This window comes from Baekduia sp. Peel2402, assembly GCF_052567285.1.
Genome location: NZ_CP199582.1, coordinates 463,837 through 484,556, shown reverse-complemented (window position 1 = coordinate 484,556; position 20,720 = coordinate 463,837). Strand labels below are relative to the sequence as shown.

Below are 20,720 nucleotides of genomic sequence, written 5' to 3'. Positions count from 1 at the left end.
CCCGCGTCTTCCGCCAAATGGTCAGCATTGCGCTGTACGACATGTCGAACGCCCCTGCCGCGCCGACGCCCTGCCGCGGCGACGCGCCAAGACGCTGGTGTTTCCTAGGAACCCATAAAGCGACGGTCGTCACCAGCCGACAACGGGGAGGTGCTCTGGAGCCGCCCCGGCACACGTCCCCCCGACACCGCGCAGGTCCTTCAGGAATGGCGCACCCGGCCCGCCTCAGCGGCGGTCGTCGTCGTGCTGCTCGCGGCCACGACCGCGGTGCTCGTCGCGGTCGGCGGACCGCCATCGCCGGCGACCCACCTCTACTACCTCGCCGTCATCCTGGCCGCGGTGCTCTACGGCCCGCGCGCCGGCGTCCTGGTCGGCGCCTTCGCCGCCGCGCTGGCCGAGCCGTTCGCGCTGGCGCTCCTCGGCCACTTCGACTCCATCGACTACGGCTGGCTCGTCCGCGCGGGCGCCATGATGCTCGTCGGCTGGGTCTGCGGACGCCTCACCGCGTCGCTGCTGAACCGCGTCGAGGAGCTGGAGACGCTCAACCAGGAGACGATCTTCGCGTTCGTCCGCGCGATCGACGCACGCGACCCGTACACCGCGCGCCACTCCGAGAAGGTCGCCGGCTACGCGGTCCGCCTGGCCCGCACGCTCGGGCTGCCGCCGGCCGACTGCGAGCGCATCCACCTCGCGGGGATGCTGCACGACGTCGGCAAGGTCGGGCTGGAGCGCTCGATCCTGCACAAGCCCGGGAAGCTCACCGACGACGAGTGGCAGCAGGTGCGTGACCACCCGGCGCTGTCAGCGCACATCATCGGCGCGGTTTCGCGCTTTGCCCCGTTCGTCCCCGGCGCGCGCAACCACCACGAGCGCTACGACGGCCGCGGCTACCCCGACGGCCTCGCCGGCAAGGCGATCCCGCTCGACGCCCGCATCCTGGCGGTCGCCGACGCCTACGACGCGATGACCTCGGACCGCTCCTACCGCCCCGCGCTCAGCCACGACGAGGCGATCGCGCGCCTGCACGCGGACGCCGGCACGCAGTTCGACCCGGTCTGCGTGCGCGCCTTCGCCGCGCTGGACCGCGACACCCGCGGCCCGGTCGACGAGCCGCTCGTGCCGCTGCTGGACCTCTGGGCACTGCCCGACGTCGCCTAGGCACCAGCTCAACCGAATGGCCGAGCTGCCGACCTCCAGGGTCGTATGCCCGTCATCCGCTCGCTCCGCCTGAAGCTGATCCTCGCCATCGTCCCGCTCGCCGTCTGCGCCATCGCGCTGTTGACGGTCTTGGCGATCCGCACGGCCGACCGCAACGAGCGCCGGGCAGTGACCGCGCGCCTGACCGAGGAGACCGCGCGCCGCGCCGCCCAGGAGGACCGCGCCTTCCACGAGCAGGCCGACACCTCCAAGAACCTCGCCGCGCTGATGGCCGGCTACCGCAGCGGCTCGCGGCCCGAGGCCGAGGCGATGCTCAAGCGCGTCGCGATCGGCCACCCGAACCTGCTCGGCTTCTGGCTCGGCTACGAGCCCAACGCCTTTGACGGCCAGGACGCGCGCTTTGCCGGCGCCGCCGACCAGACCAAGTCGGGGCGCTTCTCGCCGTACTTCACGCGCGTCGAGGGCAAGGTCACCAACATGCCCGTGGACGCGATGGACGGCAACGCCTACTACGACGTCCCCAAGGCCACCAAGAAGCCGTTCGTCGTCCAGCCCTACGTCTACGAGGGCACGTTGATGACCAGCTACCAGACGCCGATCCTGTACCGGAACCGGTTCGTCGGCGTGGTCGGCATCGACCGCTCGCTCAACGCGATGAACGCGCAGGTTCGCAAGGTCAAGGTCCTGGATTCGGGCTACGCGATGTTGGTGTCCAACAACGGCACGTTCGCCAGCGCGCCGGACGCGAAGATCGTGGGCAAGAAGACGCTCACGCAGGTCTCCGACGCCTCCGTCCTGAAGACGATCGCCGCGGGCGTTAAGTCGCACCGTGGCGGCCAGGTCGAGGCCGACGACCCGTTCCACCCGGGCCGCCGCGCGATCATCACGTGGTCGCCGGTCACGACCGGCGGTTGGGGCTTCATCACGGTCGCGCCCAAGGACGAGGTCTTCGCCTCCGTCAACGCGATGCGCACCAAGCTGCTGGTCGTCGCGCTCGTCGCGCTGCTGTTGCTGGTCGGCGCGATCGTCCTGGTCGCCCGCCGCCTGACGCGGCCCATCGGCGGCTTCGTCGAGCGCCTGGAGCAGCTGTCGTCGGTCGACGTCGCCGCGCTGCGCGAGGGCATGGGCGCGATGGCCAAGGGCGACCTGACCTACGCCGTGACGCCGCAGACCGCGCCGCTGGACGTGCATGGCGCCGACGAGATCGCCCGTGCCGGCCACGCGCTGAACGAGGCCGTCGACGGCACCGGCGAGTCGCTGCGCGCCTACGAGCGCACGCGCGGCGCGCTGGCGTCGATGATCGGCGGCGTCGCGCGCTCCGCCGACGAGCTCAACGCCGCGTCGGCCGAGATGTCGACCACCGCCGAGCAGACCGGCCGCGCGGTCCAGGAGATCGCCACGGCGGTCGAGGGCGTTGCGCACGGCGCCGAGCGCCAGGTCAAGATGGTCTCGAGCGCCCGCCAGCGCACAGACGCGGTCGGCGACGTCGTCCGCGAGAGCGCGGGCGTCGCGGCGGCCACCGCCCAAGCGGCGGACCGCACGGCCGAGGTCGTCGGCGAGGGCGTCGCGGCGGCCCGCAGCGCCACCGAGGCGATGGCCGCGGTGCGCGAGGCGTCGGGCGACGCGACCGCCGCGATCCGCGAGCTGGCCGCGCAGTCCGAGCAGATCGGCAGCATCGTCGCGTCGATCAGCGGCATCGCCGGGCAGACCAACCTGCTGGCGCTGAACGCGGCAATTGAGGCGGCGCGCGCAGGCGAGCAGGGCCGTGGCTTCGCGGTCGTCGCCGAAGAGGTCCGCAAGCTCGCCGAGGAGAGCCAGCAGGCGGCGCGGTCCATCGCGGCGCTGATCACCGATATGCAGGACGGCACCGGCCGCGCGGTCGCCGCCGTCGAGCACGGCGCCGAGCAGACCGGCGCGGGCACCGCGACCGTCGAGCAGGCCGCGGCCGCGTTCGAGGCGATCGGGACCGCGGTGCACGACGTGACCGAGCAGGTCGGCACGATCGCCGACAACGCCGACCGCGTGGTGGCCGAGCTGGCGCGCGTGCAGGACGAGGTCGCGGAGATCGCCAACGTGGCGGAAGACTCCTCGGCCGCGTCCGAGCAGGTCAGCGCGTCGACCCAGCAGACGTCGGCGTCCACCCAGCAGGTGGCGGCGTCGGCGGCGGAGCTGGCACGCACCGCCGGTGAGCTGCGCGAAGCGATCGCCGCTTTCCAGCTGTAGAGCGTCTTCCACGCGACGTCCCCCGATCGCGGGATGCCGGTCGGGGTAAGACAAGTCGATGAACCGGGGAGCGGTGCCTTACGATCCGGAACGCTTCCACCCCGAGCGCCTCGCGGCCGCCCTTGCGGACCCTGACCGTCTCGACGTGCTGCACCGCACCGGAATGCTCGACGGCACGCCGGAGGAGTCCTTCGATCGCTGGGCGGCCCTCGCCGCTCGCGCGCTGCGCACCCCGGTCGCCCTGGTCTCGCTGTTCGATGAGCAGCGGCAGTACCTGAAGAGCATCATCGGCTTCGACGGCGCGGTTCCCACGAACCGGACGATCGCGCCCGAGCTGGGGATCTGCCAATACGTGATCTCCGGCAGCGCGCCGCTGGCGGTCGACGACGCGCGCGAGCACCCGGAGCTCGGCGAGATCCGCGGCCCGCGCGGCCTCGGGCTGCACGCCTACGCGGGAACGCCGATCTGCGTTGACGGTCAGGCGATCGGATCGCTCTGCGTCGCCCAGCACGACCCGCGGCAGTGGCAAGGTGAGGACCTCGAGATGCTCGCGGACTTCGCGGAGGCGATCGCGTCGGAGATCTCGCTGCGGATCGCGGCGATGGACCTGCAACGGGCCAACACGGTGGTCGAGGACCACAACCGCATCCACGAGCTGATCGCCGCCGACGCGCCGCTGGAAGACGTGCTGCGCGAGGTCGTGCTGTCGATCGAGAACTTCGACCCGCGGCTGCGCGGGTCCGTGCTGCTGCTAGACCCGGTCCTGCGGACGATCCACCACGGCGCCGCGCCGTCCCTACCGGCGTCCTACATCGCGCAGATCGAGGGCCTGGTCATCGGGCCGGACGTCGGATCCTGCGGCGCCGCGGCCTACCACGGCACCGAGATCGTCAGCGGCGACCTGGAGCTCGACCCGAAGTGGGCGACGTTCCTGCCGCTGACGCGCGAGCACGAGCTGCGGCACTGCTGGTCGTTCCCGGTCCTGGGGGCGGCGGGCGACGTGCTGGGGACGTTCGGCGTCTACGGCAGTGAGCCGCGGACGCCGACCGAGCAGCACCGCGGGTTCCTGCGTGACGCGGCGCGCCTGGCGGGCATCGCGATCGAGCGCCAGCGGGCGACCGAGGAGCTGGTGCACCGCGCGACGCACGACCCGCTGACCGGGCTGCCGAACCGGACGCTGCTGTTCGACCGCCTGACCCATGCGTTGGCGCGGGCGCGGCGGTCCGGGACCACGCTGTCGGTGCTGTTCGTCGATCTCGATCGGCTGAAGCTGGTCAACGACACGCTCGGGCACGACGTCGGCGACGAGGTCCTGCGCGACGTCGCCGAGCGGATCGCAGGCAGCGTGCGGCCGGGCGACACGGTGGCGCGCTTCGGCGGCGACGAGTTCATCGTCGTGGCCGAGGACATCGAGCCCGACGACGCGGCGATGATCGCCGAACGGATCGTGGGCGCGGTGGCCGAGGCGGTCCCGGGCGGCGCCGACGGGCTGTCGCCGACCGCGAGCGTCGGCATGACCGTGATCGTCGGGGGAGACGTGGACGCCCACGAGGCCGTCCGGCGCGCCGACGAGGCGATGTACGCCGCCAAGGACGAGGGCGGCAACCGGCACCGGCGCGGCTTCGCGGACGGCGACGGCGCAGGGCGGAGGCTGGAGGTCGAAGCCGCGCTGCGTGGCGCGCTGGACCGGGGCGAGTTCCACCTGGTGGCTCAGCCGCTGGCGGAGTTCAACTCGCAGAAGATCGTCGGCGTCGAGGCGCTGCTGCGCTGGACGCATCCGGCGCTCGGGCCGGTCGGACCCGACGAGTTCATCCCGATCGCCGAGGAGACGGGCTACATCGACGCGCTCGGCGCGTGGGTGCTGCGCGAGTCCTGCGCGGCGACCGTCGCCGTGACGCGCGCGACCGGCCGCCCGCTGGAGCTGGGCGTCAACGTGTCGCCGCGGCAGCTGCGCCACCCGGCGTTCCTGGCAGCGCTCGAGGGCGCCTTGGAGGACTCCGGTCTCCCGGCCAGCGCGCTGATCGTGGAGATCACCGAGACCGCGCTGCTGGGCAGCGATCCCGCGACCGCCCACGCGATCGCCGAGCTGCGCGGCCTCGGAGCGCGCCTGGTGCTCGACGACTTCGGCACCGGCTTCTCGTCGCTGTCGATGTTGAAGGAGCGCCCGATCGACGGCATCAAGATCGACCGCTCGTTCGTCGCCGGCCTGCCTTCGGACGCGTCCTCCGGCGCGATCGTCGCCGCCGTCGTTGGCATGGCCCATGCGCTGGGCCGCACCGTCACCGCCGAGGGCATCGAGACCTCCGAGCAGCTCGCGTTCCTGCAGGCGCTCGGTTGCGACCTGGCGCAGGGCTACCTCCTCGGGCGTCCGATGCCGTTCGCCCAGCTGGCGAACGTGCTCGCGCCCGACACACCGGAACGCGCTTAGCCGCTGAGAAAACTTGCCGGTCTGGCAGGTTCTGCGCACCTTTCGTGCTCTGAGCGCTCAAGACCCTTCAAACTTATGCGAAGGGTCAGCGGTTAGACCAGGCTACCGCCGTGATTGTCCCCTCGGTGATCATGTGGGTCTTCATGATCGCCTTCGCCTTCTACCGCCTGCGGCGGTATCGGGCCGGCACGCTGGAGCGCGAGGCGCTAGCGCGCATGCGGATCGCGCACGCCCGCCGCACCGGCGACCTGCGGGTGCTAGAGGCGCGTGGAAGACGAGCACCACCGCCGCCGGAGCGCCTGACGAGCAATCCCCACCCGTCAGGCTCCGTCGACGGCGGCGGTGGCGCCTCAGCCGTCTCGTAGGGCTTAGCGCGGCGATCGCGCGAATGGATCAAGCGGCTACGCGCCAAGCCACAGCGGTAGAGGGCTCGACGAGGACCTCCTCGACGAGCGGCTCGCCGTCGTCCTCGTGGCGCGCGAGCGTGCGGCGCAGGCGGGCGAAGGCGACCGTCCCGGCCAGCGCGGGGACGCCGAGCTGGAAGGCGCGGTAGGCCAAGACGGCGGCGGTCGCGGTCGCCAAGGGGGTTCCGTAAAGCGCGAGCGCGGCGACCAGGCCGCCATCGGTCCCGCCGACGCCGCCCGGCAGCGGCACGAGCCCGCCGAGCTGCCCGAGCACGTAGGCCATCAGGAAGTCGCCGAACGCGGGGGAGTGGCCGAACGCGTGGAACGCCGCGGTCAGCGCCAGCACGTCGAAGACGAGGTAGCCCGCCGCGCCGCCGACCACCGCGGGGCGGCCGGAGCGCAGGAGGGCCAGCGCATCGCGCACGCCCGCTCCGACGGCGGCCCCCGCCGTGCGGGCGCGCGCGAAGCGGCCGGGCTCCTCGGGGATCGCGGCCTGCTCGGGCAGGACGCGGCCGAGGAGCATCACGCCGGCGATCACGACCAGCGCCAGCGCCGTGGGCACGGCGGCCAGCGCGAAGTTCGCGTCGCCCGGCAACACGCCGAGCAGGAGACCGAGCCCGGCGAGGATCGCCACGACGAAGTTCGCCGAGGAGGTGATCAAGAAGAACGCCACGGTCCGGCGCGCGATGTGCTCGCCGTTCATCCCCACGCGGTTCAGCGCCCAGGCGCCGAGCGCCAGGCCACCGGCGCCGCCTGCGGGCAGCAGCACGTTGGCCGCTTGCTCCGACAGGCCGACCTGCGCGCTGAAGCTCCAGGGCATCCGGGCACAGAACACGCCGCGGAAGACCACGACGAACGAGACGACCGAGGCGACCTCGAGGATCAGCGCGATCGCCACCCAGCCCGGCCGGGCGTCGGAGAAGCGCTCGCGCACATCGCCGAGGCCAGGGAGGGTGATCAGCAGCAAGACGGCGATCGCCAGCGGGATGGCGACGCGGATCAGACTGCGTGGGGAGAGGGTCTCGGACACCGTTGCTCAAACAATAGTTGCCTGAGCAAGGAGCGTCAATCGGACCAACTCTCTCAATCTCTGCCGCTCTGTGGCCGATGTCTTCGGTGAGCCGATGCAAACCGTGTCCGCCACCCGCGTCGTACGAGGCCTGGAGTCGATCATCGACGCCGTGGCCGGCGTGCTCGCTGAGCAGTCGCTCGATGCGACGCTTCAGTCGATGGCGCGCGCGCTCAACGGCATCGTGCCCTACACCTCGCTGGCGATCTACGAGGTCGACGCCGAGCACAATCGCCTGCGGCCGGTCTTCGCCGAGGGCCTGTGGGTGCAGGAGACGCTCGCCGACGCGCCCGAGATCGACAACTCGATCTCCGGCAAGGTCGTCCGCTCCCGTCAGCTCGTGCACCTCGAGCCCGGCCACCCGTGGTTCGGCCGCCACCAGATCGCCGACACGCCCCAGGACGTCGAGGCGATCGTCTTCTGCCCGCTGATCGTCTCCGACCGCGTGATCGGGACGCTCAACGTCTGGCGCGAGGACTCCGCCCCCGAGCTGCACGGCGCGGTGCCGACCTTCACGCCCGAGGAGGCGCAGCTGATCAAGCGCTTCGCCTCGCTCGCCGCCTTGGCCTACGACAACGCGCGCCGCCGCGAGCTGCTCTCCGCCCAGGCCCGGACCGACGAGCTGACCGGCCTCTTCAACCGCCGCCACTTCCACGAGCGCCTTGCCGCCGAGCTGTCCCGCGCCCAGCGCGACGAGTCGTCGGTCGGCCTCGTCCTGCTCGACGTCGACGACTTCAAGCGCGTCAACGACGTGTACGGCCACCCGGTCGGCGACGCCGTCCTGGTCAAGTTCGGCGAGGTGCTGGAGGCGCACGTGCGCGCTGGCGACGTCGTCTGCCGCACCGGCGGCGAGGAGTTCGCCGTCGTGCTCCCGAACGCCGACGACGCCGAGGCGACCCGCGCCGCCGAGCGCCTGGTCGCCGCGGTCCGCGACGCCGAGTGGCCGAACATCGGGCGCATGACCGCGTCGGCGGGCATCGCGGTAGCGCCGGTCGACGCCGCGACGGTCGCGACGCTCTTCAAGGCCGCGGACGAGTGCCTGCTCGCGGCCAAAGCGCTGGGCAAGGACCGCGTGGTCCTGCCGCGCCGCTCCGCCCGGGCCGTCTAGCCCACTGCTGACGGCGTTCCCCGGATCCGCGCCCGCGCGGCCTCCGGCTCCATCCCGACCGTGCGCAGCAGGTCGACCGCCGTCGAGCGGATCTGCCCGACGATCACCGAGACGCTCAAGTTGGTCGTCTGCTCCAGCACGGCGGACGCGTGCCGCGCGGCCTGGACGGCGGGATCGATCACGCCGTCGACGCGCCGCGGGTCCTCCATCCACGGCGCGAGCGACACGACCGCCTGGCGCAGCTCCTGGATCGCGTCGCCGACCGCGGGTGGGACGCGATCGCCGGTCTCGATCGCCCGGACCACGCCGCGGGCCAGCACGCGCACGTTGCGGACCGCGAGGTCGATCTGGCTGCCCGCCTCGCCATAGACCGCCAGCGGTCCGCGCTGGTCGCGGCGGATCGGCGCGGCGGCCGCGGTCTCGCGCCCGATCGTCAAGGCCTCCAAGAACCGCTGGGTCGAGGCGTCGATGTCGCGCGCCCGGCGCAGCGCGGCCACGGCGGCCTCGCGGTCGCGATCCTCTAGCGCACGGGCGATCCCGTCCAGCACGTCGGCCAGCTCGCGCAGGACCGGTGCGGCCTCGCGCCGGACCAATGCGATTGGGTCGATCGGCGCGATCACGAAGTTCAGCAGCAGCGCGACCCCACAGCCGATCAGCGCGTCGCCGGCGCGCGTGAACGACAGGCCATCGGTCGGCGGCTGGAGGGTGACGACGAGGATCGCCGAGACCGCGGCCTGGGTCACCAGCAGCGGGCCGCCGCCGAGGAAGACCGCGGTGCACGTCGCCAGGAAGACGATCCCGATGAGTTGCGGGACCCCGCTGCCGAGCTCGAGCACCAGGACGTCGGCCAGCGCGATCCCCAGCGGGACGCCGACCGACAGCTCGATCGCGCGCTCCAGGCGAGACCCGACGGTGAGGCCGAGCGTGATGATCGCCGCCACGGGCGCGAAGAACGCGCCGGTCTGCCCGAACAGCTCGCGGGCGATCAGCCACGACGCGCCCGCGGCGATCGCGCCCATCAGCAGGGTGGGGGCCAGGCGCCGCAGCCGCGCCCACCGGTCCCGCACCGTGACCCGCGAGCGTTCGGCCGCCGCCTCGATCACGTCGCGGGAGGAACTCACTCTGATCTTGGCCCTACCCATTGGCGCCTTGGTCGTCCCACAGCGGACACGCAGAGGGCGATCGCCGGTTTCCTAGGCACCGTGCCGGGGACCTTCTTCGTACACCAAGTTGCGAAGGCCGGCCTTTGGCGCCATATCCCCCGCCGCCGGTTCTTCGCCCTCCTCCGCGCGCCCGGCCATTCGCCGGGCGCGTCGCGTTGTAGGGGTCTTCTAGGACTGTCTTTGGAGGAGACCGCGGCCGGAGCGTCGAAAGACCGACCGCCCATGAAGAGGACGTCCGCGACCATCACCGCCCCGCCGCACGAGGCGCGTGGCCACCAGACACTGTCGGCCTACATCCAGGCGCGCTTCGACGAGTTTTCGCGCAGCCAGAAGGATGTGGCGCAGTACATCGTCGACCACCTCGACGAGGTCGCGTTCCAGACCGCCGAGGAGCTCGCGCGCCGCGCGAACACCTCGTCGTCGACGGTCGTGCGCTTCTCGCAGGCGCTCGGCTTCGAGGGATTCCCGGAGCTGCAGCACTCGGCTCGTGAGGAGTACCGCCGCAAGGTCGCCTCCGGCCAGGTCAGTGGGGCTGGCGCCGCGTCGCCCGAGCCGCTGTTCTCGCTGGATCAGAACGAGTTCGAGACCGCGATCGCTGCCGACTACAACAACGTCGAGGAGACCGCGCGCCGCGTCTCGCGCTCCGACGTCGAGGCGGCAATCAATGCCATTGCCTCGGCCGATCGCGTGCTGGTCTGCGGCACCGATCAGATGGCGTTCTTCGCCAGCTACTTCCGCCACTTGCTGATGTTGTTGGACTTGCGCGCCGAGATCGTGGCGTCGCCGTCACAGGAGGCGCTGTCGCGCCTGGGCCGGATCGACGAGCGCACGCTGGTCATCGGCCTGAGCGCCGGTCGCCCGCACCCGCTCGTCGTCCGCGCGATGAAGCTTGCCCGCCACCGCAAGGCCCCGACGCTCGCGGTTGTCGACGCGACGCTGTCCGAGGTCGCCAAGCTCGCGCAGATCAAGCTGTACTACTCGTCCAACTCCCCGGCCTACGTGCGCTCGCACACCGCGCTGCTCTCGCAGCTGCAGGCGCTGGCCTATGGCGTGTACGCCCGCGACACTGAGCAGTACGCGGATCGCATCAAGGCGTTCCGGCTGAAGTAGTTCGGCGGGGCCAACCCCGGTTGGCCCCAACTTGGCCCGCATTTGGTCCGCTTGGGCGGCCCTTGAACGCGGGCCAAAGTGCGCTAGATTCGCGCTATGCGCGACGAAGCGACGTTCCGGGTGAAGGCCGGTCTGGCCGAGATGCTGAAGGGCGGCGTCATCATGGACGTCGTCGACGCCGGCCAGGCGAAGATCGCCGAGGACGCCGGCGCGGCCGCCGTCATGGCGCTGGAGCGCGTGCCGTCCGACATCCGCCGTGATGGTGGCGTCGCTCGCATGAGCGACCCGGAGATGATCAAGGGCATCCAGGAGGCCGTGACGATCCCGGTCATGGCCAAGGCCCGGATCGGCCACTTCGCCGAGGCGCAGGTGCTGGAGGCCTTGGAGGTCGACTACATCGACGAGTCCGAGGTCCTGACGCCCGCCGACGAGGCGCACCACATCGACAAGTGGGCGTTCAAGGTCCCGTTCGTGTGCGGCGCGACGAACCTCGGCGAGGCGCTGCGGCGTATCGGCGAGGGCGCGGCGATGATCCGCTCCAAGGGCGAGGCCGGCACGGGCGATGTCGTCGAGGCCGTGCGCCACATGCGCTCGATCCGCGGTGAGATCCGTCGCCTGGGCACGCTGGACGAGACCGAGCTGTTCGTCGCCGCCAAGGAGCTGCAGGCGCCCTACGACATCGTCCGCGAGGTCGCGAAGAACGGCAAGCTGCCGGTCCCGCTGTTCTCCGCGGGCGGTATCGCGACGCCGGCCGACGCCTCGTTGATGATGCAGTTGGGCGCGGAGTCGGTCTTCGTCGGCTCGGGCATCTTCAAGTCCTCCAACCCGGAGGCGATGGCTCGCGCGGTCGTCGAGGCCACGACGCACTTCGCCGACGCCGAGCGCGTCGCGGCGGCGTCGACCGGCCTGGGCGATGCGATGCAGTCGTTCGAGGCGCGCAAGCTCGACGATTCGCAGGTCTTCGCGAACCGCGGCTGGTAGGCGCGGCACGCGTGATCGGGGTCCTCGCGCTTCAGGGCGGCTTCGACGCCCACCTGAAGGTCCTGCGCGCGCTTGGCGAGGAGGCGCGCGAGGTCCGCACGGTCGCGGACCTGGAGGGACTCGACGGGCTGGTGATGCCCGGGGGCGAGTCCACCACCATGACGCTCGGCATCGCCCGCGAGGGCCTCGCCGAGCCGCTGCGCGACGCGATCCGCGGCGGCCTGCCGGTGCTCGGCACCTGCGCGGGCCTGATCATGCTCGACCGCGACCATCTTGATGTGATGGACATCGTCGCCAAGCGCAATGCCTTCGGCCGCCAGGTCCGCTCCTTCGAGGCCGACCTCGACTTCGCCGACCTCGAAGGCGATTCCGTCCACGCGATCTTCATCCGCGCGCCGTGGATCGAGGAGCACGGCCCCGGCGTCGAGGTCCTCGCGGCGGTCGACGGCCATCCGGTGGCGGCGCGCGAAGGCGACATCATGGTGTTGGCGTTTCACCCGGAGCTAAGCGGTGAGGATCGCCTCCATCGGCTGTTCCTGGATCGCGTACGCTCGGCGGCTCGGCGATGAGCGACGACGACGAGGCCGACGAGATCTGGCGCGGCATCGTCGAGCGGTTGCTTGCCGAGGATGAGCGGATCGAGCTCAAGCACGCGTTCAGCTCGCCCGGCCTGCGGTTCGACGACAAGATCTTCGCGATGGACGTCAAGGGCGAGTTGGTGGTCAAGCTCGCCGAAGGGCGCTGCGAGGAGTTGGCCTCCGACGGGTACGCGCGGCCGTTCGCGATGGGCGGCCGGCAGATGCGCGAGTGGGTCGTGATCGGCCCCGAGCGCGCGTTCGAGTGGGACGCGCTGGCCGACGAGGCGCTGGCCTACGCGCGCAGGGCATCGGCGACCAGGCGGCCGTAGCGGCGCCAGGTCACGGGGTCGCGCTCGCCTTCGGCACGCAGCACCTGCGAGACGCCCGCGAACAGCACGCGCACGTCGGCTGCGGTGGCGTCGGCGCGCAGGGCGCCTTCGGCGCGGCCGCGGTCGATCAGGGCCTCGAAGGCGGCATGCGTGGTCGCTCGCGCGGCCTCTAGCTCAGGCAGATGGATCTCGGAGGCCAACGACGCTGCGATCGCGCCGTCCTCGGCCTGGCGCTCGGCGATCTCCACGAGCACGTCCTCAAAGGCGCGGCCCGCGTCGTCCTGGACCAGAGCCTGGGTCACCCGGCCGGTGATCCACGCCAGCCGCTGCACGGCGACCGCCGCAACGAGGTGCTCCTTGGAAGCGAAGCTGCGGTAGACGGTGGCCTTGCCGACGCCGGCGACCGCCGCGATCTCCGGGATCCCGGCGTCCATGCCCTTGGCGGCGAAGACCTCGGTCGCGGCCTCGATCACGCGCTCGCGGTTGCGCAGCGCGTCAGCGCGGCGGGGACGCGCGGCGGTGGCGGTGGCGGACGGCATCCGGCTCAGACCTCCGCCGCCAGCGCCGGGTCCGGCAGCGGCGACGCCGCGCCGATCTCCGACGCGATCGACACGTGCTGGTGGCCGCCGTCGGTCGGGATCAAGAACGCCGCGATCGCCGCGATCAGCGCAATTCCGCCGCTGATGAAGAACGCGTCGGCGTAGCCGCTGTCGGACGGCAGGTTCGTGCTCGCCAGCACGCTGCCCGCCAGCACCGCCGCGGTGATCTGCGACCCCAGCGAGGACCCGACGGACCGCACGACCGCGTTGAACCCGGTCGCCTGGCCGGTCTGCTCCGGCGGCACCGCGTCGACGATCAGGTTCGGCATCGCCGCGTAGGCGAGCCCGATCCCGACCGAGGCAATCGTGTTGAACACGAGGATCTCCCACTCCGAGCCATGCCAGATCCCCATCAGGATCAGGCCCAGCGCGGTGGTCGCGCCGCCGAGCGCGAGTGGCAGCTTGTTGCCACTGCGGGCGCCCAGAATGCCGGAGATCGGCCCGACGAACAACATCGCCAGCGCCGACGGCAGCATCAGGACCCCCGCTGCGGTGGCGCTCAGCCCGAAGCCGTAGCCGGTCGACTCCGGAGCCTCGGCCAGCTGCGGGATCAAGATGTAGGCCCCGAACATCCCGAAGCCGACGAGGATCGTCGCGACGTTGGTCATCAACACCGGCGGGCGGCGCAGCGTGACGATGTCGGCCATCGGCTCGGCCGTGCGCTTCTGCAACCACACCCAGAACGCGAGGATCGCCAGGCCGATCGCGACCAAGGCAATGACCTTGGGTGAGCCCCAGCCCCAGACGTTGGCGCGGGCGATCCCGACCATCGGCAGGACGAGGCCGACGCCGAGCACCGCGGCGCCGCGCAGGTCGACCTTGCCGGGCGTGCGGATCGGCGACTCGTGGATCCAGATCTGGACCGCGACCGCGGCGAGCGCCGACATCGCCGCGCTCAGCCAGAAGATGTCGTGGTAGCTGGCGTTGTCCACCAGCAACCCGCCGATGACCAGGCCGAGGCCGCCACCGATACCGAGCGTCGCGGAGATCAGGCCGATCGACTGCCCGACGCGCTCGCGCGGGAACTCGTCGCGGATGATCCCGAAGCACAAGGGGAAGATGCCGCCGCCGACGCCCTGCAGGACGCGGCCGGCGACGACGACTCCCAGCGACGAGCCGAGCGCGGCGACGACCGAGCCGAGCGTGAAGAAGATCAGCGAGATCACCAGCAGCCGGCGCTTGCCGAACATGTCGCCGAGCCGGCCGAAGAGCGGCGTGAAGACGGCGGCAGCCAGGAGGTAGCCGGTGAGCGTCCAGGCGACGCCGGAGGAGTCGGTGTGCAGCTCCTCCTTGAGGACGCCGAGCGCGGGGATCAGCGTGGTCTGGGCGAGCGCGAAGGCGAGCGCGGCGATGCTCAGGATGAGCAGGCTGCGCATGGGGTGGGGACGATCGAGAGCGTGTGAGGAAGGAGTCTGAGACATAAGTGGACCTTGGGGTCCACCTAGCCTAGCGTGAAGTGGACTCTGGAGTCCGCTTGGCCGTCTCGACCGTGTGCTCGCTCACCACGAGCGGCTCGACGAAGTGCAATAGGTAGTCCGGGCCGCCGGCCTTCGTGCCCGTCCCGGAGAGCCGGTTGCCGCCGAACGGCTGGCGTCCGACCATGGCCCCTGTGATCGGCCGGTTCACGTACAGGTTGCCAACGGGGGTGCGCGCGACGACCGCGTCGATCACGTCCGGATCCGACGAGAACAGGCCGCCGGTCAGCGCGTAGCGCAGCGCGTCGACGCGCGCGCAGGCCTCGTCGAGCGACCCGTAGCGCTCGACGGTCAGCAGCGGCCCGCCGACCTCGTCGGTCAGCGCGGGCGCCGACGGGTCGACGTCGGCGATCACGATCGGCGGGCAGTACCAGCCGCCGTTGGCGTCGCCGCCGAGACGCCGGTGCGCGACGACCCTCCCGGAGCGCGCGGCGTGCGTGGCGTAGCGCGCGATGCGGTCTTGGGCGGCCGCCTCGATCACCGGCCCGACCTCGGTGGCGAAGTCCTCCGGCGGCCCGACGACCAGCTCGTCAACCGCGGTCGCCAGGCGCTCCAGCAGCTCGTCGGCGATCGTCTCGTCGGCCAGGATCCGTGACGCCGCCGAGCACTTCTGGCCCGCGTAGTCGAAGGCCGAGCGCAGGATCGCTCCGACGGCGACGTCCAGATCGGCGTCCGCGGCGACGATCACGCAGTTCTTGCCGCCCATCTCGACCACCGCGCGCTTGAGGTGGCGCTGGCCGGGCGCGAGCTGCGCGGCGGCCTCCACGATGTCCAGCCCGGCACGGGTGGAGCCGGTGAACGCGATCGTCGCCACGCGCGGGTCGCGGACCAGGTGTGCGCCGGTCTCCGGGCCGCCGGGCAGCAGCCCGATCGCGTCGGGCGGGACGCCCGCGTCGCGCAGCGCCTCGACCAGCACGAACGCGCACAGCGGCGTCTGGTGGGCGGGCTTGAGGACGACGGCGTTGCCGGTCGCCAGCGCAGCGGCGGTCATCCCGGCCGGGCCTGCGAGCGGCAGGCTGAACGGGCTGATGACCCCGACCACGCCGCGCGGCGCGTAGTGCATGAAGTTGCGCTCGCCCGGGACCTGGAAGAGCGCGCGCCCGCGGCCGAGCACGACGGCTCCTCGCGCGTAGAACTCCAAGAAGTCGATGGCCTTGCAGACCTCGGCGTCGGCCTCGGGCCACGGCTTGCCGGCCTCGCGGACGCAGAGTGCCGCGAGCGTGGTGCGGCGCTCGCGCAGCCAGGTCGCGGCGCGCGAGAGGACCTGTGCGCGCTCGCGCGCCGGCAGCGACGCCCACTCGGCGAACCCGTGCTGGGCGGCCGAGACGGCGGCGGTGACCTCCAGCGCCGTGGTGATCGGCGCGGCGCCGACCCGGCGTGACGGCGTGGCCGGGTCGGTCGAGCTCAGCTGCGCGCCGTCGCGGCGCTTGCTCCCGATCCACACCGGCACCGCGAGCGGGAGCTGGCCGTCAAGCCATGTGAGGCCCTCGAGCAGCTGCTCGCGATGGGTCGCGTCGTCCAGATCCAGGACGGGTTCGTTGTGGAACGGCGGCAGCTCGATGTCAGCGAGCGTACATCTGGACCGGTTGCTGGGTGTTGCGGGGGCTAGGGCGTCGTGCCGGTCGCGTCGGTGACTTCGGGCGCGCTCGTGCCCAGCGAGTCGGCCTGCTCGGCGGTGGTGGTGCCGGTCGCGGCGGTGGTCGACGTCGTGGTCTTGGCCTTCGCCTTGACCTTGATCGGCAGCGGCGTCGTGACCGGCGCCTCGACCTGCGGGGCGGGCGGCTTGGAGACCGTCGCGGCGCCGTCGTCGCCGCTGAAGACCCCGCCGAGCGCGGCGGCGGCCGCGCCGAGCGCGAGCACCAGCAGGACCGGGAGCAGGATGACCAGCGGGCGCGCGCCGGAGCGGCGGGCCTTCTTGCCGCCGGTGAGGACGGTCCCGGGCTCGGCTTCTGGCAGCGCGTCGTGCTCGTCGGCGATGGCGTCCGGCAGCTCGTTGTTCCACTCGGCGGTGGCGCCGAAGTCGAGCTCGTCCCCGGCGTCAAGCGGCGCGGCGACGCCGGCCTCGACGTCCTCCAGCAAGGCGTCGGCCTCGGCGTCCGCGGGCGTCTCGGCTTCAACCGCGGCCGGGACCGGCACCTCGACCACGATCGGGACCTCGTCGTCGAGGTCCGGCAGCTGCGGGTAGGCGCCCGTCAGCGTCTCGCCGACCGGCGCGTCCGGCGCAGGCGCCGGCGCGACCCCGTGCGGCGTCAGCGACACGGCCTCCAGCGCCTCGATCAGCACCGACGACGTGTCGGTGCCCAGCGTGTCGACCGCAGGGTCTTGGTAGGCCAGCTCCGCGCGGCGGAAGATCTCGGCGAGCGCATCGCAGCGCTCGCAGCGCTCCAGGTGGCGCGCGAGGCGCTCCAGGTCGGCCTTGCCGAGCGCGCCGTTGGCCCGCGCGGCGAGCATCGTCGGCACGTGCTGGCAGGTCTGGGTGCCGCGCGAGCGCAGCTTGCCGGACGGCGGCGGGCCGCTGGGCTGGCGGGCCAGCGACGCGGCCGCGTGCCGGGTGGCGCCGCGCAGCAGCCCTTCCGGATCGAGCGCGGTCAGGTCGGGCGCGTCACGCACCGCAGCGCGGAAGCGGGCGAACGCCTCAGCCGCCGCGCGATCGGCCATTCGGGGGCCGCAGACCTGCGTGCAGAACGCGACCACCGCCGGTCCACGACGCTCTACGAGCGCCGCCAAAGCGGCGCGGTCTCCGGCCTTCACGCCTTCCGGCGTGACGCCCTTGTCGGAACTGCCTTCCATCGCCGCGGAGCCTAGACGGCCATCCAGCGGCATGTACTCCAGCGCCTCGTTCACAGCCATCCCTTGTCCTCCGCCACCTTGACGGCCTCGGCCCGTGAGTGGGCCCCAAGCTTCTGCATCGCACTCGACAGGTAATTGCGCACCGTGCCCTGAGACAGGTGCAGGCGTTCCGCGACGTCGGCCACCGGGGAACCGCCGCGCGCCGCGGCCAGGACCTCGGCCTCGCGCGGGGTCAGCGGTGACTCGCCGTCGGCCAGCGCGGCCGCGGCCAGCGCCGGGTCCAGGACCCGCTCGCCGTCCATGACGCGCCGGATCGCGGTCGCCAGCTCGGTCGCCGGGGCGTCCTTGAGGACGAAGCCCCGCGCGCCGCTCTCCATCGCCCGGCGCAGATAGCCCGGACGGCCGAAGGTTGTGAGGATGACCGCGCGCACGTCGGGGAGCGCGTCGGCCAACTCGCCCGCGGCGGACAGGCCGTCGCCGCCGGGCATCTCGATGTCCAACAGGGCGACGTCTGGTGCCGCATCGCGCGCGGCGGCCACGACTTCGTCGCCGCGCGCAACCTGCGCGACGACCTCGATGTCGCCTTCGAGCGTCAGCAGCGACGCGAGCGCGCCGCGCACCATCGCCTGGTCCTCGGCGATCAGCACGCGGATCATCGCGCGGCCTCCAGCGGGACGGTCACGCTCAGGCGGAACCCGGCGGCGCCGTCCTGCGCGGGGCCGGCGTCCATGCGGCCCCGGACGCGGGCGACCCGCTCGGCGAGTCCGGCGAGGCCGGTGCCGGACGTGTCGCCACTGGACGACGCGCTGCCGTCGTCGACCAGCTCCAGCGCCGCGTCGGTCGCATTTACCGCGACGCGGATCCGGACGCGCCGGGCGTCTCCGGCATGGCGGAGGACGTTCGTGGCGCCCTCGCGGATCGCCCAGGCCAGCACGGCCTCGGCGTCCGGGGGCAGATCGACGGCCGGCGCGGGCGCGGCGTCGACCTCAAGGCCGGCGGCGGCGAGCGTGTCGCGCGCGCCGGCCAGCTCAGCGGCGAGGATGGGCCGCGCGTAGCCCGCGACGGCCTCGCGGACCTCGGAGAGCGCGCGACGGCTTACCGCCTCGATGTCGCGGACGTGGGTGGCGGCCTCTTCGGGCTGGTCGACGATCAGCCGGTTGGCGAGCTCGCTCTTGAGCGCGATCACGCTGAGCGAGTGGCCCAGGAGGTCGTGCAGGTCACGGGCAAAGCGCAGGCGCTCGTCGGCGACCGCGAGGCGGCCGATCTCGTCGCGGGCGTAGCCGAGCTGGCGGTTGACGACGCGCAGGCGCCGGAAGCCGCCGGTGAGCATGCCGACGCCGAAGGTGACGATGAAGAGGCTGAAGGCGGCGCCGCCGTCGTTGGCCGCCAGGCCGGCGGTGAGCGCGGCCGCCAGGCCCTCGGCGACGATCAGCGGGATCGCGATCTCGCGCGCGACCCGCAGCCCGGTCGCGGCGGCGACAAAGCACCACAGGCCCGACCAGTCGCTGTTGCCGGCCAGCGCGGAGAGCGCGGCGGCCAGCACCGCGAGGCCCGCGACGCGCATCATCGACTGGCGGTCGTCGTCGGCGAAGCGATCCTGGATGACCCAGCCGCCGATCATCGTGCGCCAGTAGAGCGCGACGAACGCGATCAGGCCGGCGAGGGCTGCCGCGGTGGCGATCCCGTCGAGCTCGTTGAAGGCGTCGAACGCGGGGCCGGCGACGAAGACCAGCGACAGCATCATCGCCCACTGCCCACGGCGAGGGACGATGAGCAGTCCCTCCTCCGGTGGGCAGGGCTGAGCGCGCACGCGAGAATGGTCGCGGGTCGGGGGAAGCAGCATGGACGGATGGTCCCCCTCCAGGCCGATCGGCGGTAGGGGGCCGATCTCCCGTCTTGGGCGTGACAGGTGTCACGGCGTGCGCGTGGCGGCGCGGATCACGGTCTGCGTTGGGGTCGTTGGGCGGCCGACCCAGAGGGCGGTGATGCCGTTGTTGGTGGGGGCGAGGCGCACCGAGGAGACTGATTCGGCGGGGGAGACGTCCTCGACCGGGCCGAAGGCGGTGGTGTTGGGCGCGATCGCGGCGCCGCGGGCGATCCCGCCGCCGTTCTGGTTGGGGAGCGGCACGATCCAGGCGACGGCGATCGTGCCGTCGAAGCCGGCAGCGACGGTCGCGTTGCGGAGGCCGCCCTGGGTGGGCGCGGCGTAGGCGGTGGGGCCAAATGCGCTGCCGCCGCTGGTGCGGTGCAGCGTGGGCCGGGGCCCAGCGGCCGTGGTCTCGACGGTGGCGATCGCCCAGCCGCCGGGGGCCTGGACGATCGTGAACGTGGCGGACGCGCCGTCGGTGATGAGCGTCTGTGGCGTGGTGAAGGTTGAGCGCCCGACGAGCATCGCGGCGGTCTGCAGCGAGGTCGCGCCGCGGTAGACGTGGCGGCGCCAGACGACGCGGACCTGGCCACGCGCGTCGACGGCGGCGCTCAGCGTGAAGGTGGTCTGGCTGGCGGTCGTCGAGGTCGCCAGCGTGCGCAGCGAGCCCCAGCCGTGGCCGGCGTGGCGCACGCGCGCGAGGACCTGGCCTTGGCGGGCGAAGGCGACGACCTGGTCGCCGCGCGCGTTGGCGGCGGCCGCGAGCTGGTCCGCGCGGCCGGTTCCGGCGATGGTCGACGGCTGCGTCCACGCGCCGTTGCGGCGGTCGATGACCCGCACGATGCGGCGGTTGGCGCCGGTAGAGGTCTTCGTCGGCTGGATGTAGGCGATCAGCGCGCGGGTCGAGGTCTGGGCCGTGGCCAGTACCGGCGCGTGGTAGACGGGCGCTGTGGCGAGGGTCCGAGCCGTGCCGTTGTCGAACGACACGCGCAGGCGCGAGACGAAGTAGCCGGAGCGGTCGCGCGTCGGCAGGCCCTGGGCGGCAAGGGAGAGCGTCTGGTCGCGGGCGTAGGCGGAGATCGCGGCGACGCCGTCGAGCGCCGGCGCTTCAGGCTCGAACGCGGTGGAGCCGGCGGGACGGGAGGCGATCGCCTCGCCGCCGATCGCGTCGTTGCCGATGTTGTCCTGCCACGGCCACGCGGCGACGATCCGGCCGTCAGAGCGCGGCGAGACCAGCAGCGGCCCGGCGAAGGTATGCGGTTGGGAGACCGACTGCGGCGCGCTCCACGTGGCGGCGTGGGCGGAGCTGCCCGACGTTGCCAGGGCGATGGCGACGGTGAGGAAAAGTGCGCGGCGCATGTTCAGGGAACGTACGCCCCGGGTCGGAGGTTGCGCCGTTGCCGCCGTCATACTCGAAGGCCGAGATGCGGACTATCGC

Annotated in this window: 18 protein-coding genes; 9 read left to right on the top strand and 9 right to left on the bottom strand. The window is 72.5% G+C overall.

Annotation, left to right across the window (positions count from 1 at the left end; genetic code table 11):
* Positions 1 to 150 precede the first annotated feature (150 nt).
* The 4 genes from ACT01A_RS02395 to ACT01A_RS02380 all read left to right on the top strand — a co-directional run bounded on the left by ACT01A_RS02395 (position 151) and on the right by ACT01A_RS02380 (position 6,174).
* Positions 151 to 1,158: an HD-GYP domain-containing protein gene (locus tag ACT01A_RS02395; RefSeq protein ID WP_445150644.1), complete on the top strand. Its 1,008-nt coding sequence runs from the start codon at positions 151 to 153 to the stop codon at positions 1,156 to 1,158.
* Positions 1,159 to 1,203: 45 nt separating this feature from the next.
* Entirely contained in the window at positions 1,204 to 3,381 is a 2,178-nt protein-coding gene (locus ACT01A_RS02390; protein WP_445150643.1) for a methyl-accepting chemotaxis protein, read from the top strand.
* Between the two features lie 73 nt (positions 3,382 to 3,454).
* Entirely contained in the window at positions 3,455 to 5,809 is a 2,355-nt protein-coding gene (locus ACT01A_RS02385) for a bifunctional diguanylate cyclase/phosphodiesterase (protein ID WP_445150642.1), read from the top strand.
* A gap of 110 nt (positions 5,810 to 5,919) precedes the next feature.
* Positions 5,920 to 6,174: a hypothetical protein gene (locus ACT01A_RS02380; RefSeq protein WP_445150641.1), complete on the top strand. Its 255-nt coding sequence runs from the start codon at positions 5,920 to 5,922 to the stop codon at positions 6,172 to 6,174.
* Between the two features lie 28 nt (positions 6,175 to 6,202).
* On the opposite strand, the gene ACT01A_RS02375 is transcribed toward ACT01A_RS02380, so the two are convergent.
* On the bottom strand, positions 6,203 to 7,243 hold the full coding sequence (locus ACT01A_RS02375; protein WP_445150640.1) for a lysylphosphatidylglycerol synthase domain-containing protein: 1,041 nt from the start codon (positions 7,241 to 7,243) through the stop codon (positions 6,203 to 6,205).
* Between the two features lie 103 nt (positions 7,244 to 7,346).
* Here ACT01A_RS02375 and ACT01A_RS02370 point away from each other — a divergent pair, with 103 nt between their 5' ends.
* Positions 7,347 to 8,390, top strand: coding sequence for a diguanylate cyclase (locus ACT01A_RS02370; RefSeq protein ID WP_445150639.1), 1,044 nt, complete (start codon positions 7,347 to 7,349; stop codon positions 8,388 to 8,390).
* Here ACT01A_RS02370 and ACT01A_RS02365 read toward each other — a convergent pair.
* The gene (locus ACT01A_RS02365; protein WP_445150638.1) at positions 8,387 to 9,511 is read right to left on the bottom strand and encodes an FUSC family protein; all 1,125 of its coding nucleotides are present in this window, start codon (positions 9,509 to 9,511) and stop codon (positions 8,387 to 8,389) included. The genes ACT01A_RS02370 and ACT01A_RS02365 overlap by 4 nt on opposite strands.
* Before the next feature lie 264 nt (positions 9,512 to 9,775).
* On the opposite strand from ACT01A_RS02365, the gene ACT01A_RS02360 reads away from it, so the two are divergent.
* The 4 genes from ACT01A_RS02360 (at position 9,776) to ACT01A_RS02345 (ending at position 12,551) form a co-directional block, all read left to right on the top strand.
* Entirely contained in the window at positions 9,776 to 10,663 is an 888-nt protein-coding gene (locus ACT01A_RS02360; protein ID WP_445150637.1) for a MurR/RpiR family transcriptional regulator, read from the top strand.
* 96 nt (positions 10,664 to 10,759) lie between these two features.
* Positions 10,760 to 11,644, top strand: a complete 885-nt coding sequence (pdxS, locus tag ACT01A_RS02355; RefSeq protein WP_445150636.1) for a pyridoxal 5'-phosphate synthase lyase subunit PdxS — start codon at positions 10,760 to 10,762, stop codon at positions 11,642 to 11,644.
* An 11-nt stretch (positions 11,645 to 11,655) separates the two neighbouring features.
* Positions 11,656 to 12,213 carry a pyridoxal 5'-phosphate synthase glutaminase subunit PdxT gene (pdxT, locus tag ACT01A_RS02350; RefSeq protein ID WP_445150635.1) on the top strand — a complete coding sequence of 186 codons (558 nt, stop codon included), beginning with the start codon at positions 11,656 to 11,658 and terminating at the stop codon, positions 12,211 to 12,213.
* Positions 12,210 to 12,551 carry a TfoX/Sxy family protein gene (locus tag ACT01A_RS02345; RefSeq protein ID WP_445150634.1) on the top strand — a complete coding sequence of 114 codons (342 nt, stop codon included), beginning with the start codon at positions 12,210 to 12,212 and terminating at the stop codon, positions 12,549 to 12,551. The genes pdxT and ACT01A_RS02345 overlap by 4 nt, the downstream gene beginning before the upstream one ends.
* Here ACT01A_RS02345 and ACT01A_RS02340 read toward each other — a convergent pair.
* The 7 genes from ACT01A_RS02340 to ACT01A_RS02310 all read right to left on the bottom strand — a co-directional run bounded on the left by ACT01A_RS02340 (position 12,515) and on the right by ACT01A_RS02310 (position 20,641).
* Positions 12,515 to 13,090, bottom strand: coding sequence for a TetR/AcrR family transcriptional regulator (locus ACT01A_RS02340; protein WP_445150633.1), 576 nt, complete (start codon positions 13,088 to 13,090; stop codon positions 12,515 to 12,517). The genes ACT01A_RS02345 and ACT01A_RS02340 overlap by 37 nt on opposite strands.
* Before the next feature lie 5 nt (positions 13,091 to 13,095).
* Positions 13,096 to 14,526, bottom strand: coding sequence for an MFS transporter (locus tag ACT01A_RS02335; protein WP_445150632.1), 1,431 nt, complete (start codon positions 14,524 to 14,526; stop codon positions 13,096 to 13,098).
* Between the two features lie 70 nt (positions 14,527 to 14,596).
* Positions 14,597 to 16,075 (bottom strand): aldehyde dehydrogenase family protein, encoded by a 1,479-nt coding sequence (locus tag ACT01A_RS02330; protein WP_445150631.1) that lies wholly within the window; start codon positions 16,073 to 16,075, stop codon positions 14,597 to 14,599.
* 155 nt (positions 16,076 to 16,230) lie between these two features.
* Positions 16,231 to 17,475 (bottom strand): zf-HC2 domain-containing protein, encoded by a 1,245-nt coding sequence (locus ACT01A_RS02325; RefSeq protein WP_445150630.1) that lies wholly within the window; start codon positions 17,473 to 17,475, stop codon positions 16,231 to 16,233.
* Positions 17,466 to 18,071, bottom strand: coding sequence for a response regulator transcription factor (locus ACT01A_RS02320; RefSeq protein WP_445150629.1), 606 nt, complete (start codon positions 18,069 to 18,071; stop codon positions 17,466 to 17,468). The genes ACT01A_RS02325 and ACT01A_RS02320 overlap by 10 nt, the downstream gene beginning before the upstream one ends.
* The gene (locus ACT01A_RS02315) at positions 18,068 to 19,225 is read right to left on the bottom strand and encodes a sensor histidine kinase (RefSeq protein WP_445150628.1); all 1,158 of its coding nucleotides are present in this window, start codon (positions 19,223 to 19,225) and stop codon (positions 18,068 to 18,070) included. The genes ACT01A_RS02320 and ACT01A_RS02315 overlap by 4 nt, the downstream gene beginning before the upstream one ends.
* 102 nt (positions 19,226 to 19,327) lie before the next feature.
* Complete coding sequence (locus tag ACT01A_RS02310; RefSeq protein ID WP_445150627.1) at positions 19,328 to 20,641, bottom strand: hypothetical protein; 1,314 nt, start codon at positions 20,639 to 20,641, stop codon at positions 19,328 to 19,330.
* Positions 20,642 to 20,720: the final 79 nt, after the last annotated feature.

Coding starts and splice junctions, on each gene's coding strand:
- ACT01A_RS02390 (WP_445150643.1), top strand. CDS start 1,204: ATGCCCGTCATCCGCTCGCTCCGCCTGAAGCTGATCCTCGCCATCGTC.
- ACT01A_RS02360 (WP_445150637.1), top strand. CDS start 9,776: ATGAAGAGGACGTCCGCGACCATCACCGCCCCGCCGCACGAGGCGCGT.
- pdxS (WP_445150636.1), top strand. CDS start 10,760: ATGCGCGACGAAGCGACGTTCCGGGTGAAGGCCGGTCTGGCCGAGATG.
- ACT01A_RS02345 (WP_445150634.1), top strand. CDS start 12,210: ATGAGCGACGACGACGAGGCCGACGAGATCTGGCGCGGCATCGTCGAG.
- ACT01A_RS02340 (WP_445150633.1), bottom strand. CDS start 13,090: ATGCCGTCCGCCACCGCCACCGCCGCGCGTCCCCGCCGCGCTGACGCG.
- ACT01A_RS02335 (WP_445150632.1), bottom strand. CDS start 14,526: ATGCGCAGCCTGCTCATCCTGAGCATCGCCGCGCTCGCCTTCGCGCTC.
- ACT01A_RS02325 (WP_445150630.1), bottom strand. CDS start 17,475: ATGGCTGTGAACGAGGCGCTGGAGTACATGCCGCTGGATGGCCGTCTA.
- ACT01A_RS02320 (WP_445150629.1), bottom strand. CDS start 18,071: ATGATCCGCGTGCTGATCGCCGAGGACCAGGCGATGGTGCGCGGCGCG.
- ACT01A_RS02310 (WP_445150627.1), bottom strand. CDS start 20,641: ATGCGCCGCGCACTTTTCCTCACCGTCGCCATCGCCCTGGCAACGTCG.